This window comes from Aquimarina gracilis (genome assembly GCF_035285365.1).
GTDB lineage: Bacteria > Bacteroidota > Bacteroidia > Flavobacteriales > Flavobacteriaceae > Aquimarina > Aquimarina gracilis.
Map to the genome: position 1 here is coordinate 251,145 of NZ_JAYKLX010000002.1, position 14,965 is coordinate 266,109.

Annotated in this window: 14 protein-coding genes; 9 read left to right on the forward strand and 5 right to left on the reverse strand. The window is 35.3% G+C overall.

Annotation, left to right across the window (positions count from 1 at the left end):
- Nucleotides 1–183: 183 nt before the first annotated feature.
- The 8 genes from U6A24_RS04065 (at nucleotide 184) to trpA (ending at nucleotide 7,267) form a co-directional block, all read left to right on the forward strand.
- On the forward strand, nucleotides 184–1,581 hold the full coding sequence (locus tag U6A24_RS04065; protein WP_324178662.1) for an anthranilate synthase component I family protein: 1,398 nt from the start codon (nucleotides 184–186) through the stop codon (nucleotides 1,579–1,581).
- Between the two features lie 11 nt (nucleotides 1,582–1,592).
- A complete protein-coding gene (locus U6A24_RS04070; RefSeq protein WP_324178663.1) occupies nucleotides 1,593–2,165 on the forward strand; it encodes an anthranilate synthase component II in 573 nt (190 codons plus the stop codon).
- A gap of 91 nt (nucleotides 2,166–2,256) precedes the next feature.
- Nucleotides 2,257–3,255 carry an anthranilate phosphoribosyltransferase gene (gene trpD, locus U6A24_RS04075; RefSeq protein WP_324178664.1) on the forward strand — a complete coding sequence of 333 codons (999 nt, stop codon included), beginning with the start codon at nucleotides 2,257–2,259 and terminating at the stop codon, nucleotides 3,253–3,255.
- A 25-nt stretch (nucleotides 3,256–3,280) separates the two neighbouring features.
- Nucleotides 3,281–3,649: a four helix bundle protein gene (locus U6A24_RS04080; RefSeq protein ID WP_324178665.1), complete on the forward strand. Its 369-nt coding sequence runs from the start codon at nucleotides 3,281–3,283 to the stop codon at nucleotides 3,647–3,649.
- Between the two features lie 27 nt (nucleotides 3,650–3,676).
- The gene (trpC, locus tag U6A24_RS04085) at nucleotides 3,677–4,462 is read left to right on the forward strand and encodes an indole-3-glycerol phosphate synthase TrpC (protein ID WP_324178666.1); all 786 of its coding nucleotides are present in this window, start codon (nucleotides 3,677–3,679) and stop codon (nucleotides 4,460–4,462) included.
- Nucleotides 4,459–5,118 (forward strand): phosphoribosylanthranilate isomerase, encoded by a 660-nt coding sequence (locus U6A24_RS04090; RefSeq protein WP_324178667.1) that lies wholly within the window; start codon nucleotides 4,459–4,461, stop codon nucleotides 5,116–5,118. The genes trpC and U6A24_RS04090 overlap by 4 nt, the downstream gene beginning before the upstream one ends.
- 115 nt (nucleotides 5,119–5,233) lie before the next feature.
- On the forward strand, nucleotides 5,234–6,415 hold the full coding sequence (gene trpB, locus U6A24_RS04095; protein WP_324178668.1) for a tryptophan synthase subunit beta: 1,182 nt from the start codon (nucleotides 5,234–5,236) through the stop codon (nucleotides 6,413–6,415).
- 87 nt (nucleotides 6,416–6,502) lie between these two features.
- A complete protein-coding gene (gene trpA, locus U6A24_RS04100) occupies nucleotides 6,503–7,267 on the forward strand; it encodes a tryptophan synthase subunit alpha (protein ID WP_324178669.1) in 765 nt (254 codons plus the stop codon).
- 68 nt (nucleotides 7,268–7,335) lie between these two features.
- Here the strand turns inward: trpA and U6A24_RS04105 are convergent, their stop codons facing one another.
- On the reverse strand, nucleotides 7,336–8,601 hold the full coding sequence (locus U6A24_RS04105) for an NHL repeat-containing protein (protein WP_324178670.1): 1,266 nt from the start codon (nucleotides 8,599–8,601) through the stop codon (nucleotides 7,336–7,338).
- Between the two features lie 367 nt (nucleotides 8,602–8,968).
- Here U6A24_RS04105 and U6A24_RS04110 point away from each other — a divergent pair, with 367 nt between their 5' ends.
- Entirely contained in the window at nucleotides 8,969–9,175 is a 207-nt protein-coding gene (locus tag U6A24_RS04110) for a 30S ribosomal protein THX (protein WP_324178671.1), read from the forward strand.
- Nucleotide 9,176: 1 nt separating this feature from the next.
- On the opposite strand, the gene U6A24_RS04115 is transcribed toward U6A24_RS04110, so the two are convergent.
- The 4 genes from U6A24_RS04115 to U6A24_RS04130 all read right to left on the reverse strand — a co-directional run bounded on the left by U6A24_RS04115 (nucleotide 9,177) and on the right by U6A24_RS04130 (nucleotide 14,849).
- A complete protein-coding gene (locus U6A24_RS04115) occupies nucleotides 9,177–9,830 on the reverse strand; it encodes a uracil-DNA glycosylase family protein (protein WP_324178672.1) in 654 nt (217 codons plus the stop codon).
- Nucleotides 9,831–10,416: 586 nt separating this feature from the next.
- Nucleotides 10,417–12,075, reverse strand: coding sequence for an MBOAT family O-acyltransferase (locus tag U6A24_RS04120; RefSeq protein ID WP_324178673.1), 1,659 nt, complete (start codon nucleotides 12,073–12,075; stop codon nucleotides 10,417–10,419).
- Nucleotides 12,068–13,348, reverse strand: a complete 1,281-nt coding sequence (locus tag U6A24_RS04125) for a GDSL-type esterase/lipase family protein (RefSeq protein ID WP_324178674.1) — start codon at nucleotides 13,346–13,348, stop codon at nucleotides 12,068–12,070. Before U6A24_RS04125 ends, U6A24_RS04120 begins: the two co-directional genes overlap by 8 nt.
- A complete protein-coding gene (locus U6A24_RS04130) occupies nucleotides 13,335–14,849 on the reverse strand; it encodes an SGNH/GDSL hydrolase family protein (RefSeq protein WP_324178675.1) in 1,515 nt (504 codons plus the stop codon). The genes U6A24_RS04125 and U6A24_RS04130 overlap by 14 nt, the downstream gene beginning before the upstream one ends.
- Nucleotides 14,850–14,965: the final 116 nt, after the last annotated feature.

Genomic DNA, 14,965 nt, shown 5'->3' on the forward strand with positions numbered 1-14,965 from the left:
CAAATAATAAAAATGAAAGCAATCTTAACAAATAACTGGTGGTGGTCATCTCAAAACGAAAATGTCGTGAGATAGCTCCTGTTATAATGTTAAGTAAACATATCAAAGGCTTGTCAAATCACGACAAGCCTTTTTTTATTGTCCGTTTCATAGGGGTAGAATTTAAAATTATAGTGTTTTAAAATGAGTTATAAATTAACCACACATTACAAGCAAATACTGGCCGATACAATCACACCAGTAAGCGTATATCTTAAAATCAGGGATCGTTTTCCTAACAGTTTACTACTTGAAAGTAGCGATTATCGAGGCAACGAAAACAGTTTCTCATACATCTGCTGCAACCCTATTGCTAGCATCAAGATTGAAAATGAAACCATTTATAAATCTTTCCCTGATGGCACAACTTCAGAGCATACAATTACAGGCAATAGCAATGTCCCAGCAATCATAGAGCAATTTGGAAAGCAATTCGAAACTTCAAAAAGCGATTTCAAGTTTATAAACAATGGGCTTTTTGGCTATATCGCATATGATGCCGTTCGTTATTTTGAAAACATTTCCATTTCAAAAAAAGAAGGAGCATTACATATTCCTGATATTCAATATAGCGTATATCAAAACATTATAGCAATCAATCACTTTAACAATGAGGCCTACATTTTTGCACATTGTTATAATTCTGACAGTAATATTGCAGAAATTGAATCCCTACTCAATATAAAGAATTTTGCTTCTTACAATTTCACAACCGTTGGTGACACAACCTCGAACCTGAATGATAATCAATACAAAGATCACGTATCATTGGCAAAAAAACACTGCCAACGAGGAGATGTATTTCAACTCGTATTGTCCAAACGTTTTTCGCAAAAATTTAAAGGAGATGAATTTAATGTATACAGAGCACTTCGCAGCATTAACCCATCTCCTTATTTATTTTATTTTGATTATGGAGATTTTAAGATTTTCGGAAGCTCCCCAGAGGCGCAACTCGTCGTAAAAGATGACATCGCTGAAATTCACCCTATTGCCGGAACATTCAAACGAACAGGTAATGATGAGCAAGATGCAGAACTAGCCAAAAAACTTGCTGCCGACGAAAAAGAAAATGCCGAACATGTAATGCTAGTCGATTTGGCTCGAAACGATTTGAGTCGTAACGGAAGTAATGTATCTGTAGAGACCTATCGTGAAATTCAGTTTTATTCGCATGTAATTCACCTTGTAAGTAAGGTAACAGGTAAAAAACATAAAAATACAACTACTATGCAGGTAGTGGCAGATACTTTCCCGGCAGGTACATTAAGTGGGGCTCCAAAACATATGGCTATGCAACTTATCGAAAAATACGAAACTGTAAATCGTGATTTTTATGGTGGGGCTATTGGTTTTATGGACTTCTCTGGAAACTTTAACCATGCCATTATGATTCGCACATTTTTAAGTAAAAATCATGAGCTTCATTGGCAGGCCGGTGCTGGGCTGGTAAACGAATCAAATGAAGAAAATGAATTACAAGAAGTATATAATAAATTAGGAGCATTAACAAAAGCATTGAAACTAGCCGAAGAGATTTAAAAAAATTGAAAATGGGAAAAAAAGTATTAGTAATAGATAACTACGATTCTTTCGTATATAATCTGGTTCATTATCTTGAAGATTTGGGATGCGAGGTCACCGTCAAGCGAAATGATCAGTTGCGATTAGAAGAGGTCGAACCTTTTCAGAAAGTTCTACTATCTCCTGGCCCCGGGATTCCCGAAGAAGCCGGATTACTAAAGGAGATAATAGCATCATATGCCGATTCCAAAAGTATTTTTGGTGTATGCCTTGGGCAACAAGCCATAGGAGAAGTTTTTGGCGGAAGCCTTATCAATCTTGATGAAGTTTATCACGGAGTAGCAACCAATATTACCCTATCTGCAGCTAACGAACCTCTTTTTGAAGGATTGAATAAAAATTTTGACGTAGGTAGATATCATTCTTGGGTAGTTGCCGAGAAAGACTTGCCAGAATGCTTAGAGGTAACCTCATATGACGAAAACGGACAAATAATGTCCCTTCGCCATAAAGAGCTGGACGTACGTGGCGTACAATTTCATCCAGAATCGGTATTGACTCCAGATGGAAAAAAAATGTTAGAAAACTGGGTCAATAATTGACACTTAAAACATATAATGACAAATATTAATTTAAAAATAACCCGTTTAAACTCCCTCTCCTCTCTGGGGAGAGGGTTAGGGTGAGGGGCCTATGAAAAACTTACTCAACCGATTAATTAATCACGAAACTATTTCAAAAGAAGAAGCGAAAAGTGTTTTGGTCAATATCTCAAAAGGTGAATATAACCAAAGCCAAATTGCATCCTTTTTAACAGTATATATGATGCGAAGCATCACTATTGAAGAGCTAGAGGGTTTTAGGGATGCCCTATTAGAACTATGTGTAGCTGTAGATTTAAGTGAATACAATCCTATTGACCTTTGTGGTACAGGAGGAGACGGAAAAGACACCTTCAATATCTCTACACTCTCCTCTTTTGTCTCGGCTGGAGCAGGTATCAAAGTAACCAAACATGGTAATTATGGAGTGTCTTCGAAATGCGGCAGTTCTAATGTTATGGAGCATTTGGGAATCAAATTTAGTAACGATAAAGACTTTTTAAAACGAAGTATTGACGAAGCCGGTATTTGTGTATTACATGCTCCCCTGTTCCATCCAGCCATGAAGAATGTAGCACCTATTCGTCGTGAATTGGGAGTAAAAACATTTTTTAATATGCTTGGGCCGATGGTAAATCCAGCTTTTCCAAAAAATCAAATTGTAGGTGTTTTTAACCTGGAGTTGGCAAGGATGTATGGTTATTTGTATCAAAATACTGACAAGAACTTCACCATTATTCATGCTTTAGATGGCTATGATGAAATTTCGCTAACAGGTAGTACCAAAACAATTTCTAATAAGACTGAGGGAATGCTAAGACCTGTCGATTTTGGTGTTCAAACACTGAAACAAGAAGAAATCGTGGGAGGAGACTCTGTAGAAGAATCAGCAGCAATTTTTATGAATATCCTAAGTGGAAAAGGAACCGAAGCACAGAACAATGTCGTTTGCGCCAATGCCGGTATGGCCATTGCCACCGTTGAAGGATTACAGCCCAAAGAAGGATTCGAAAAAGCCAAAGAATCCTTACTATCAGGAAAAGGATTACAAGCGTTAAAGAAAGTACAAGAATTGAGCAACGCAAGTTGATAGTTCCTAGTTTATAGTTGATAGTATGGAATACACCGAACTTAAAGTATGGAAAGAAACTAGGTCACTAGTAAGTAATGTATACGGTATAATTAAAGGTTTCCCTAAAGAAGAACTTTATGGATTAATCAATCAAATGAGAAGGTGTGCTATTTCTATTCCTTCAAATATAGCAGAAGGTTGCGGAAGAAGAACTCCTAAAGATAGTATACAGTTTTTCCATATTTCTAGGGGGTCGCTATATGAGTTAGAAACCCAACTATATTTAACTCTGGATCAAAATTATGTTCAAGTAAATGAACATAAAGAATTATCAGACCAAATTATAAATTGCAAAAAATTACTAAACGGATTTATAAATTATTATAACACGTTAAACTCAAAAAACCATTAACTATAAACAATCAACAAACAACTGGAAATGAATATACTAGACAAAATAGTCGCCGATAAACATAAAGAGGTAGCCCTTAAAAAAAGTTTGATTCCGGTTAAGCAATTAGAATCTTCGGTGTTGTTTGATAGAGAAACGAATTCTTTGGCCCATGCTTTACGAAATAGTAATACAGGGATCATAGCAGAACATAAACGAAGATCACCATCTAAAGCAGTGATTAACCAAAAAGTAAATGTACAAGATGTTGCGCAAGGGTATCAAACTGCTGGAGTGAGCGGAATGTCAGTTTTAACCGATGGAAAATACTTTGGCGGATCATTGGATGATCTTTTATTAGCCAGATCATCGGTAAAACTACCTTTGCTACGTAAAGAATTTATTATTGATGAATACCAACTGCTGGAAGCTAAAGCTCACGGAGCAGATGTAATCTTATTAATTGCTGCGGTTTTGGATAGAAATCAAATCAGGTCTTTATCACAATTGGCCAAAAGTCTTTCTCTTGATGTTTTGTTAGAAGTACATAACAAAGAAGAATTAGAAAAGTCAATCATGCCATCACTAGACATGCTGGGAGTAAACAATCGAAACCTTAAGACTTTTGACGTAAGTATTGAAACAAGCAAATCATTAAGTAATCAAATTCCAGATGATTTTGTAAAAGTATCAGAAAGTGGTATTAGTAGCATTGACGCAATCAAGGATTTAAAACAATACGGGTATAAAGGTTTCCTTATCGGAGAAAACTTTATGAAAACTGAAAACCCTGGTGCTAGTGCGATTGAATTTATAAAAGAGCTGGAATCATGAAACTGAAAGTCTGCGGAATGAAATATCAAGAAAACATGAAAGCGATAGCCGCTCTTCAACCCGACTACTTGGGCTTTATTTTCTATGATAAATCACCCAGAAATTTTGAAGAAGAAATTCCAAAATTGCCTTCAACCATCAAAAAAACAGGGGTTTTTGTTGATGCAACAATTGATTTTATCGTTGAAAAAGTAAATAAATATGACTTTCAAGCCGTTCAATTACATGGTAACGAATCTGCAGAATTTTGTATAAAACTAAAAAATGAACTCAACAGACCCCACGGGTTTTTAAAACCCGTGGGGTCTATCCATATCGAAGTGTGGAAAGTATTCTCTATCAAAGACACATTTAACTTTGATCTTTTAAAACCTTATGAGGGCATTGTAGATTACTTCTTATTCGACACCAAAGGGAAAGAAAAAGGTGGAAACGGATATACTTTTGACTGGCAAGTCTTAGAGAACTACCCTTCCACTACTCCACTTATATTGAGCGGTGGTATCGGTTTAGAAGAAATTGAAAAAATAAAGGCGATCCTTAAAACAGATTTACCTATTTATGCTATCGATGTAAATAGCAAATTTGAAATCGAACCTGGATTGAAAAATATTGAAGAATTAGAAGAATTTATAAAGCTTGTCATTCCGGCGTAGGCAGGAATCCAAAATATGATTACATAGTTTAAACAATTATACCAAACAACAATCAAATGGATCCCAATCTACACTGGGACGACATAAAACAAAAGAAAATAACAAAAACTGCATTATGAACTATCAAGTAAATGAAAAAGGATACTATGGTGATTTTGGAGGGGCTTACATTCCAGAAATGCTATATCCTAATGTAGAAGAGTTGCGAGCAAACTATCTTAAGATCATGAACGAACCTTCTTTTAAAGAAGAATTTGATCAATTGCTAAGAGATTATGTGGGTCGCCCCTCACCCTTGTACTTTGCTAAACGACTTTCAGAAAAACATAATACCAAAGTATACTTAAAACGTGAAGACCTAAACCATACCGGGGCTCATAAAGTAAACAATACCATTGGGCAAATTTTAGTCGCCAAGCGTTTAGGGAAAAACAGAATTATTGCCGAAACCGGGGCAGGTCAACATGGAGTTGCTACCGCAACGGTATGTGCTTTAATGGGCATACAGTGTATAGTATATATGGGTGAAATTGATATTAAGCGTCAGGCTCCCAATGTTGCACGTATGAAAATGCTTGGAGCCGAAGTAAGACCCGTAAAATCTGGAAGCAAAACTCTTAAAGATGCCACCAATGAAGCGATACGTGATTGGATCAATAATCCTGTAGATACACATTACATAATAGGATCTGCGATAGGACCTCATCCCTATCCCGATATGGTCACTAGGTTTCAGTCTATAATTTCAGAAGAGATAAAATGGCAACTCAAAGAACAAGAAGGAAGAGAACACCCAGATTATGTTGTGGCGTGTATTGGTGGCGGTAGTAACGCTGCAGGCACTTATTATCATTTTCTAGACGAACCAAGCGTAGGAATTATTGCTGTTGAAGCTGCCGGAAAAGGTGTTCATAGTGGTGAAAGTGCAGCTACATCACAACTAGGCAAAGAAGGTATAATCCATGGCTGTAAAACCTTATTAATGCAAACGCAAGATGGACAAATAACCGAACCTTACTCTATCTCGGCAGGGTTAGATTACCCTGGTGTAGGCCCATTACATTCTCATTTGTATAAATCTGGCCGTGGAGAATTCTTTTCGGTTACCGATGATGATGCCATGGCGGCAGGATTAGAGTTATCGCAACTAGAAGGTATTATTCCTGCTATAGAAACATCACACGCACTTGCCATTTTTAATGACAAAAAATTCAAACCCGATGACATTGTGGTAATAAGCCTTTCGGGGAGAGGAGACAAAGATTTGAATACTTACATTGATTATTTTAAATTATAAAAATTAGTAGTAAGTACGAAGTACTACGTATTAAGACATTTTTTTGATACTAACTACTAACTACTAACTACTCTGTACTAAAAAGAAATGAATAGAATAAACCAAAAACTGGCAGAAGATAAAAAATTGCTATCTATATATTTTACTGCAGGATACCCATCGCTTCATGATACTGTAAAAGTGATTCAGGATCTAGAAAAAAGTGGTGTCGATATGATCGAGATTGGGTTACCGTTTAGCGATCCATTAGCAGATGGACCAACCATACAAGAAAGTTCAACAGCTGCTCTTAAAAATGGGATAACAACCAAGCTTCTTTTTGAACAATTGAAAGATATTAGACAATCTGTAGAAATCCCACTGATTATAATGGGATACTTTAACCCAATGATGCAGTATGGTGTTGAAGAGTTCTGTGCGAAATGCCAGGAAATTGGTATCGATGGATTAATTATTCCAGATTTGCCAGTTGCAGAATATCATGAACATTATCAAGAGACTTTTGAGAAGTATGGATTGATCAATGTGTTTTTAATAACTCCACAAACTTCAGATGAGCGTATTCGTTTTATCGATAACGTATCTAATGGATTTATCTATATGGTAAGTTCTGCTAGTACCACCGGGGCAAAAAACACTTTTGGAAACGAACAACAACAATATTTTGAGCGTATTGCATCCTTGGGACTTAAAAACCCCCAGATCGTCGGTTTTGGTATTAGTAATAACGAGACCTTTACACAAGCTACAAAAACGGCCAAGGGTGCTATTATTGGTTCTGCTTTTATAAAACATTTAACCAATGATGGTATTGGTAACATTGAAAAGTTCGTAAAAAGTATAAGAGATTAGTTGATATATCCCAAAACATCATATAATCACTTATCAAAATTTTGATAAGTGATTATTGCGTAGTCATGTTATTGCCGTTTTACGAAAAGATTACGAATAAACTTATCCAGTTTTTCCTTTTTTAACAGTAAAACATCGGTTTTAATTCTGGTAATAAAACCATAGGAGTTTCCTTCGATGGCCATATCTCCTGCAATATACAATTTGTTCTTTCTATCGATTTGTATTTTGCTTAGCTCAATAATTGGATATCTAAAAACTATAGATGCAATCCCATTAACCCCAAAAGTTTCATCTATAGTCCCATCACTATTAAGTTTCTTTACCAATATTTCAGAATTATCATTTAAGCTTTTAGAAACGACAAATATTTCTCCTTGTTCACCTACTATAAAATTAGAGTCATATAAATCTGCATCACTGTCTATCTCACCAGTATCCCTAAAAGTTCCATCCAGATTACCATTCAAATCATATTTACGAATAAGGTATAATGCTTCGGCATTGATTTTCAATTGGGATATGTAGACCGCAGATTTTGTTAACACAATCTGATCGATGGTTTCATAATTCCCATCGGTCGATAGACAATGTACATTTTGGGACTCCATTCTTTCACTATCTAAACCGGCTAAATAGGTAGCATAATTTGTTTCATTTCTGGCAGTTTCTGAGTATGCCAATAACAAATAATCATCTTGCATCGCCGAGCTATTAAGTTGAAAACAACTATTGGCATATAAATCTGAGGATAAAGTTCTACCTTCTCTAGAGAGTTTTAGAATTGCTATTTTTTCATCGGTTACCGATACACTAAAGTCATTGATTTTGGCGACCACTACAATTTCGTCATTTGATGATGTATATAAATACTTACCGAAATTGTCATCTGTATTATCTAATATACTTTTGGTGTAAATACCTCTTCTGCCAAATTCCTGATTAAGCGCTCCGTTTTCAAAAAATTCGTTAATATGGATCATCCAGCTGAAGCCATTCCATAGGTTGGATAGCACGACCACAGTACCATCCTTTGTGGCGCTCATTGCTACCGGAGTTGTACCTTCATTACTTAAAATAGCAGACGTAAAATTAAATGTTATATCCTTTTGCCCATTTTTATGTAAACGAATCAACTTGCGATTAATATCCGACTCGTATAATACATAAAGCTCTCCATCGTCTGTTAAATTGTAATCTATAATTTTAGAAGAACCCATACCCAACTCTTTAAATAAATAGAGGCCATTTCTAGAAAACTCCACATCAATTTGTTGTCCAAACAAAGGGTAATAAATGACAAAAAAAAGAAAAGACAATAAGTTGATCTTCATATCAAATTGGTGTATAGCTTTAATACAAGCCATCACTCAAGTGGTTGGTCGGTACAGAAGATCCAGGGGTAGTTGGATTATGCCGCAAAAAAAAGAATTAATATGTTATGAAACAAAACCTTTCGATAAACAAGTCATAAAAATAGATCAAATCACCTAAATCGATTTATTGATGATAATGGACAACAGAAAACTTTGATTAAAAGTTTTGATAAAGGATTATTAACAAATTCTGGCCATATACTTACACAACCTATTGGATATAATCTAATATTTCCTTTTTTCTTCATAAATCCTTACATTAGTATCTCACACCTAATCAATTGTTTAATCCTACCCGAGTAAAATCGGGAGTAAAATCTAATCTATGGGTAAAGGAGATAAAAAAACACGCCGAGGTAAAATCATCATGGGGACTTTTGGAAGACTACGACGTCGTAAAAAAGCAAAAGCTGTGACTGTTACCGCTTCAAAGCCAAAAGCAAAAGCTGCTTCAAAACCAAAAGCAGCAGCCAAACCCAAAGCGAAACCTGCAGCCAAGAAAAAGGAAGAAAGCAAAACTGAAGAAGAGTAAATTAAAAAAACTCGCGATACTGCATCACCCTAAAATCAATGGTATTGAATTTAGGGTTTTTGATTTTTAGATCTTTATACAATTGCATACTACCAATAGCCCTATTTGCAGAACCAGAAGGTGCTGTAAGGGACACAGTGTTAACTACTCGATTTTCTAATGTAAATTGATGTATTCTTGGTACTTGTCCTGATACTTCTTCTAATCGTAAATGATACTCCTTCAAATGTCTTCTGAAGAAATATTCTGGTCCATTTTTACTATTACCTCCTGTAAAAATTAAGGTATCGATCTTAGCATATTGTTTTAGATACGAAACCAAGTCTCTAAGTTTTATATTTTGCATCCCAAGATCTGAGGCATCTATTTTTTTTCGCTCACAACTTTGTACAATATCACAGACTCCAATTCCTCTAGAAGTTAAAAATCTTCTTCGTTGTTCTGTCGCCTCAAAAGTAGTTTCATATTTTAGATTTAGATTAAAAATACGATCCAAAACTGGCCACAACAATCCATTACTGCTACCATAACAAAAATCTACATCTTTTTCATTAAGTTCGCCCGTCGTGAAACGAGGAGGTGGTAACGTCCCCACGATTAGTTTGGTGGCTCCTTCAGGAAAAAATGGTTCGTATGGGTGGGTGTGTAGAAACAAGTTATGAGTTATGAGTTATGAGTTACGAGTTATGAGTTACGAGTTACGAGTTACGAGTTACGAATTACGAATTACGAATTTAGAAGTATTAACTCAAATCTAAAAGAAATGATTACCCAAAAATTTTAAGAATAACTCCTCCTCCAGAGCGGAGCAGATCGATTTATGATGAAAAATGGCTTGGCACTGCTGCAAATTGAAAATCATGCCTAAAAATACTTTCCACACTGATGCAAATAGAAAAACAACGTAAAAAAATCACTCCACACCGCTGCGAATTAGAAATCAAACCTAAAATTACTTCCTGCATTGATGTAAATAGAAAATCAACGTAAAGAATTCGCCCCGCATCAGTGTAAATTGAATTTTGCGATGAAAAATGGCTTCCTCAAGTTAGAAAAGATCATTTTACGGCGAAAAATACTAGTCTCCAATAAAAGAAAGGTTATTTATGTTGTTTCCCACGACAGGCCCAGGTTACAATATAAAGATATAGTAGCCTTCCTATTGGTAGTTCAGGCGATAGTGGTATGCTCAAATAAACTCTATACCCACATACTCCAATACTCAAATTCTCAACAACTTCTTAAAACTGGAAATAAATAAATGGTTGGAAATCTGCCGCATAGGTTTGATAACAAATAACAGCCACTACCATAACAACAGCTGCTTTTATTGCCATATTACTTTTTATAAACAAATCTTCGATCCAATCTTTGGTTTTATAAGGTAACCAATGTGTTATATATCCTATAAGCATCACTATAAAAACTACTCTGTATTCCCAAAGTACAGAAAGTGCATTTTGCCAATCCATATTGGTTGCAACTTGTTGATAAAAACGATCAATATGATCCATACTATTCCCCCTAAAATAGATACGAGTAAACGTTATAAACACAAAAGTCAACGCAATCCTCCAAAGTAACGCATACCAGGCCTTAGAGTTTTCGTAAGGGCTTATTTTGCGCCAATATTTATAGGTTACGATACCAACCCCATTAAGACCTCCCCATATTACAAATTTCCAGGAGGCGCCATGCCATAATCCCCCAACCAGCATCGTGATCATGATATTCACATTTCTATTGAAATGCCAAGCAAGTCTCGATGAAAATAAGGTTATAATTAACAATAGCCCTATTGCTGCCGTGGTTATGATAGCGATTCCAAAATCGGCATAAGCAAAGGCTCCCAAAAACCCAAAAATTAATATAAAAGTGTACGAAAAAATACTACCATTACGATTACCTCCAATAGGGATGTATAAATAATCTTTAAGCCAACTAGATAGTGATATGTGCCATCGTTTCCAGAAATCACCACAATGAATAGCTTTATATGGAGAATTGAAGTTTACTGGTAGCTTGTATCCCATAAGCATCGCCAAACCAATTGCAATGTCTGTATAACCCGAGAAATCACCGTAAATCTGAAGTGAATAACCAAACATGGCCATGACATTTGTAAATCCAGAGAACATTTCGGGAACATCGAAGACACGATCCATAAAATTGGCTGCTATATAATCTGCAAAAAGCATTTTTTTGATAAGCCCTTTTAAAATCATATAGGTAGCTCCACCAAATTCCTGTTTGGTAATATTAATATCCTTTCTGATTTGAGGCACAAAATCTGAAGCACGTACGATAGGCCCGGCTACCAACTGCGGAAAGAAACTCACAAAAAAACCAAAATCTATAATAGAGTTGAGTGGTTTAATCTGTTTTCGATATATATCAACACTATAACTTATCGTTTGGAAAGTATAGAAAGAAATACCTACAGGAAGAATAATTTTATCTACAGTAAAATAATCAGCACTGCTCCATGTATTTGCCCAGTGTGCCAAGTAATTAAAAACCTCATAATTGGTTTGAAAAAGATAATTATAAGACTCTGTAAAAAAGTATGCATACTTAAAATAACAAAGTGTTCCCAGGTTGATTATCACACTAATGGTCACTAATGTTTTTTGAAGTAAAACAGATTTACTTTTATAAATTGCTTTACCCAAAAAGAAATCATTAATGGTGCTAAATATTAGAATTCCAATGAAAAACCCACTGGTTTTGTAATAAAAAAGCAAACTAATTGCAAAAAGATAAGCACTGCGCAAACTTTTCTTACTGTATACTATAGCATAAATAAAATAGACAACTGCAAAGAATATCCAGAAATTGGCTTGGGTAAAAATTAAAGGAAAATCCTCTGAAAAAGAAAATATGTCAATTAGTCTATTCATTAATGATTTGGTTCAAAATTGAATTTGGTTGTAATTTTAGTTCTGTCTCCCAAGAATGTGCCAGGGCCTGCAACAATAGGTCTGCCTTTATTCTATATCCCATCACGGTAAAATGAATTCGATCACGCGGCATTAATTTATTATCATACCAACTTTTGGAAGAATTAAAACCTCCCATAATTTCATAAAAATCCCAAACTGCCATTTGCTGTTCTTTGGCTACTTCATATATGACTTTTTGGGCTACACTTGTTCTTGGATTAGGTATTTTCTTTTTGTAATAAGAATCGTTTGGCACTGTAAGCAAAACTGCACAGTCGGGATTTGCTTTTTGAATTAACTTAATTAGTTCGGTATAATACTTCTTATACTCTTGAGGATCAAAATCGGGATGATATGCATCATTGGTTCCCACAGATACAATAAATAAATCTGGTTTGTACAGCAATAATTGATCGTCAAAATATTTGCAACGGTTATAGTATGAAAAGCTACCTCCGTTTACTCCAATCGAAGTATATTGAATTCCTTTGTTATCATTCATCAACTCTATTCCCATCATCAGAAACTCTGCATCTTCGGCATTTTCTTTTCTATGGACACAAAATTCGATTTCCTCTAAAGTTTGATTAAATGTAAATTCTACAAAATGTGCTTTTTTATCTTCTTTTATTTTGGTGACAAGGGAATCTTGTTTAAACGAAATCTCATAATCAGAACTCCAATTATCATAAAAGATTCTCATTTTATTGAAATCGTACATCTTTTCATGATAATTATTACCATTTGCCTTTATTTTCACATTGGCTAAAGAATCCTTAAAAACTGCTGTAACACCTGCTAACCCCCAAGCGACGCTATCTTTTCGCACAGAACATCTATAGCCTTTCCACTCACCATCGTACTCTACCCTATAATTTCCCGGATTGTTGGTTTTTGCAATACTATAAGGATAAATAAATCCACGTTGCCCCTTGGCTGTTGGGCTCATGGTTTGCAAATATGATCTAAGGCGGTTTGAATAAATATCGGCTTGAATATGAGAGCCTCCAATATGAAATATGTGAAGATCTTCACTCCCACCTTTGGCTATTGTATCTAACTTTTGAAAAAGCTTTTTAAAGGCTGGAGAATACTCTGCCATCTTAAGTGTATTCGCTTTCCAATTTACAAAAGGATACTTATTTTGTATCGTATCTAAAACATAAGTCTGTGCTGTAACTGGCAAGGTAAAAAGCCATAAAAGAATAAGTAGTTTGCTACGCTTCATCATTATTAATAGGTTCTTTAAGGTCAAGGTATAGGGCTGTAAAAAATAGTTCTGAAATAATTTTTGTTCCTTTCCAGGTAAAATGCATGTAATCTTTGGCGGTTAACTTTTCTTCTACCCATAACTCCATCGATCCTTTTCCTCCCATAGCATCATACATGCTCCAATACGCAACATTATTATCAAGGCAGGTCTCCATAAGTCTTGTGTTTAGATAAGGTAACATTGGGTAGGTTTCCATTTTACCATTTACCGGAAGGCACATATCTGTTGGACCAATAAAAATAAAGCTGGCATTTTTTGCTCGACGTCTAATCCAGTTTACCTGGCTTGTTATACGCTTGGTATATTTTTCGACATCGGTAGAATCTTTAAGATATGGCATTGTATTTCCTCCATATTGCATGATTATGATTTTTGGTTTTAATTGACGCATCATTCTACCATAAGTAGCCGAATTGGTACTTGTAAAAATAGTTCCTGAAGCTCCTCGCATGGCAACATTATCTATTTGCACTCTTGCACCTCCATCAAGCGTTAAACCATAAAAATCTGCACTTACTTTTCCTTCTAACTCAATTCTTAAATCTGTTGGAGTTCTAGGTGTTCGGATTTTGTATTGATGGTACCTCCCATCGGTCAACAGACTATCTTGCTGCAGTAATTCTCCATCATTATACACCGATATCTTTACTGGATATTTACAATTTCCATAATGCAAACCAATATTGGTAAATCGTCTAAACTTGGCATAGGTCTTTTTTGATTTTCCAACTTTTACAACAGCTTTTACCGTAGGTAATGAATCATATGCTGCACTATCAAGACGCACGGGCTGATGCTCTGTAAAACGTGAAATCGATAAATAAGAACCATATTTTTTATGAGCGAACTTCTTCTTTGTAGGGTCAAAAAATGCATATCGTTCCCAGTTTTCGCTAGGTTCTACTATAGCGCTTATTTGGCGATATACGGGCAAGACAGGAATAAAACCTGGACCACTACCTCCATACATATGTTGAAGCCTATTTCTAAGATAAGCTGTTATTCGATCACCTTCGATTTGTGAATCTCCGTAATGCACAATTCTACATGATCTTGAAGAAAGTTTATCTCTTAATTCTTTAGCAAAATTTGAATTGCCATCTGGATATCGAATGCGTACCAATTGTGTAGTGTCGATTTTAGAAAAGTCTGGCAATTGTTTTATAGGTTCTACCGAGGCAATAGTAGTAGTACTTTCTTCGGTTTCTATTTCTAGTGGGGTTACTATTTCTGTAACTTTAATGATATCCTGACGAGTAAGTGAAGAATCCTTTTCTTTTTCCAGTCCCAGGAATGTGAGGTATGTTGGATATTTAACCGAGAAGCCTTCATACGAAAAACCGTCATCTTGAACCTGAGCCTTTTGCACTCCTCCTTTCTGACTTAAAAACATAAGTCCAAATAATCCTCCTAGTACCAAAAGGATAAATAATGCTATTTCAATAGGTCTGATTCTCAACGTTCCCGGGGATATTTCTACTTTTTAGTAAAAATAGAAAGATTTTGGAAACTTCAAAGGAATTGAAAAAATAGAGTATAAAAAAAGCCCTATTTACCATAGAGCTTTTTACTTAC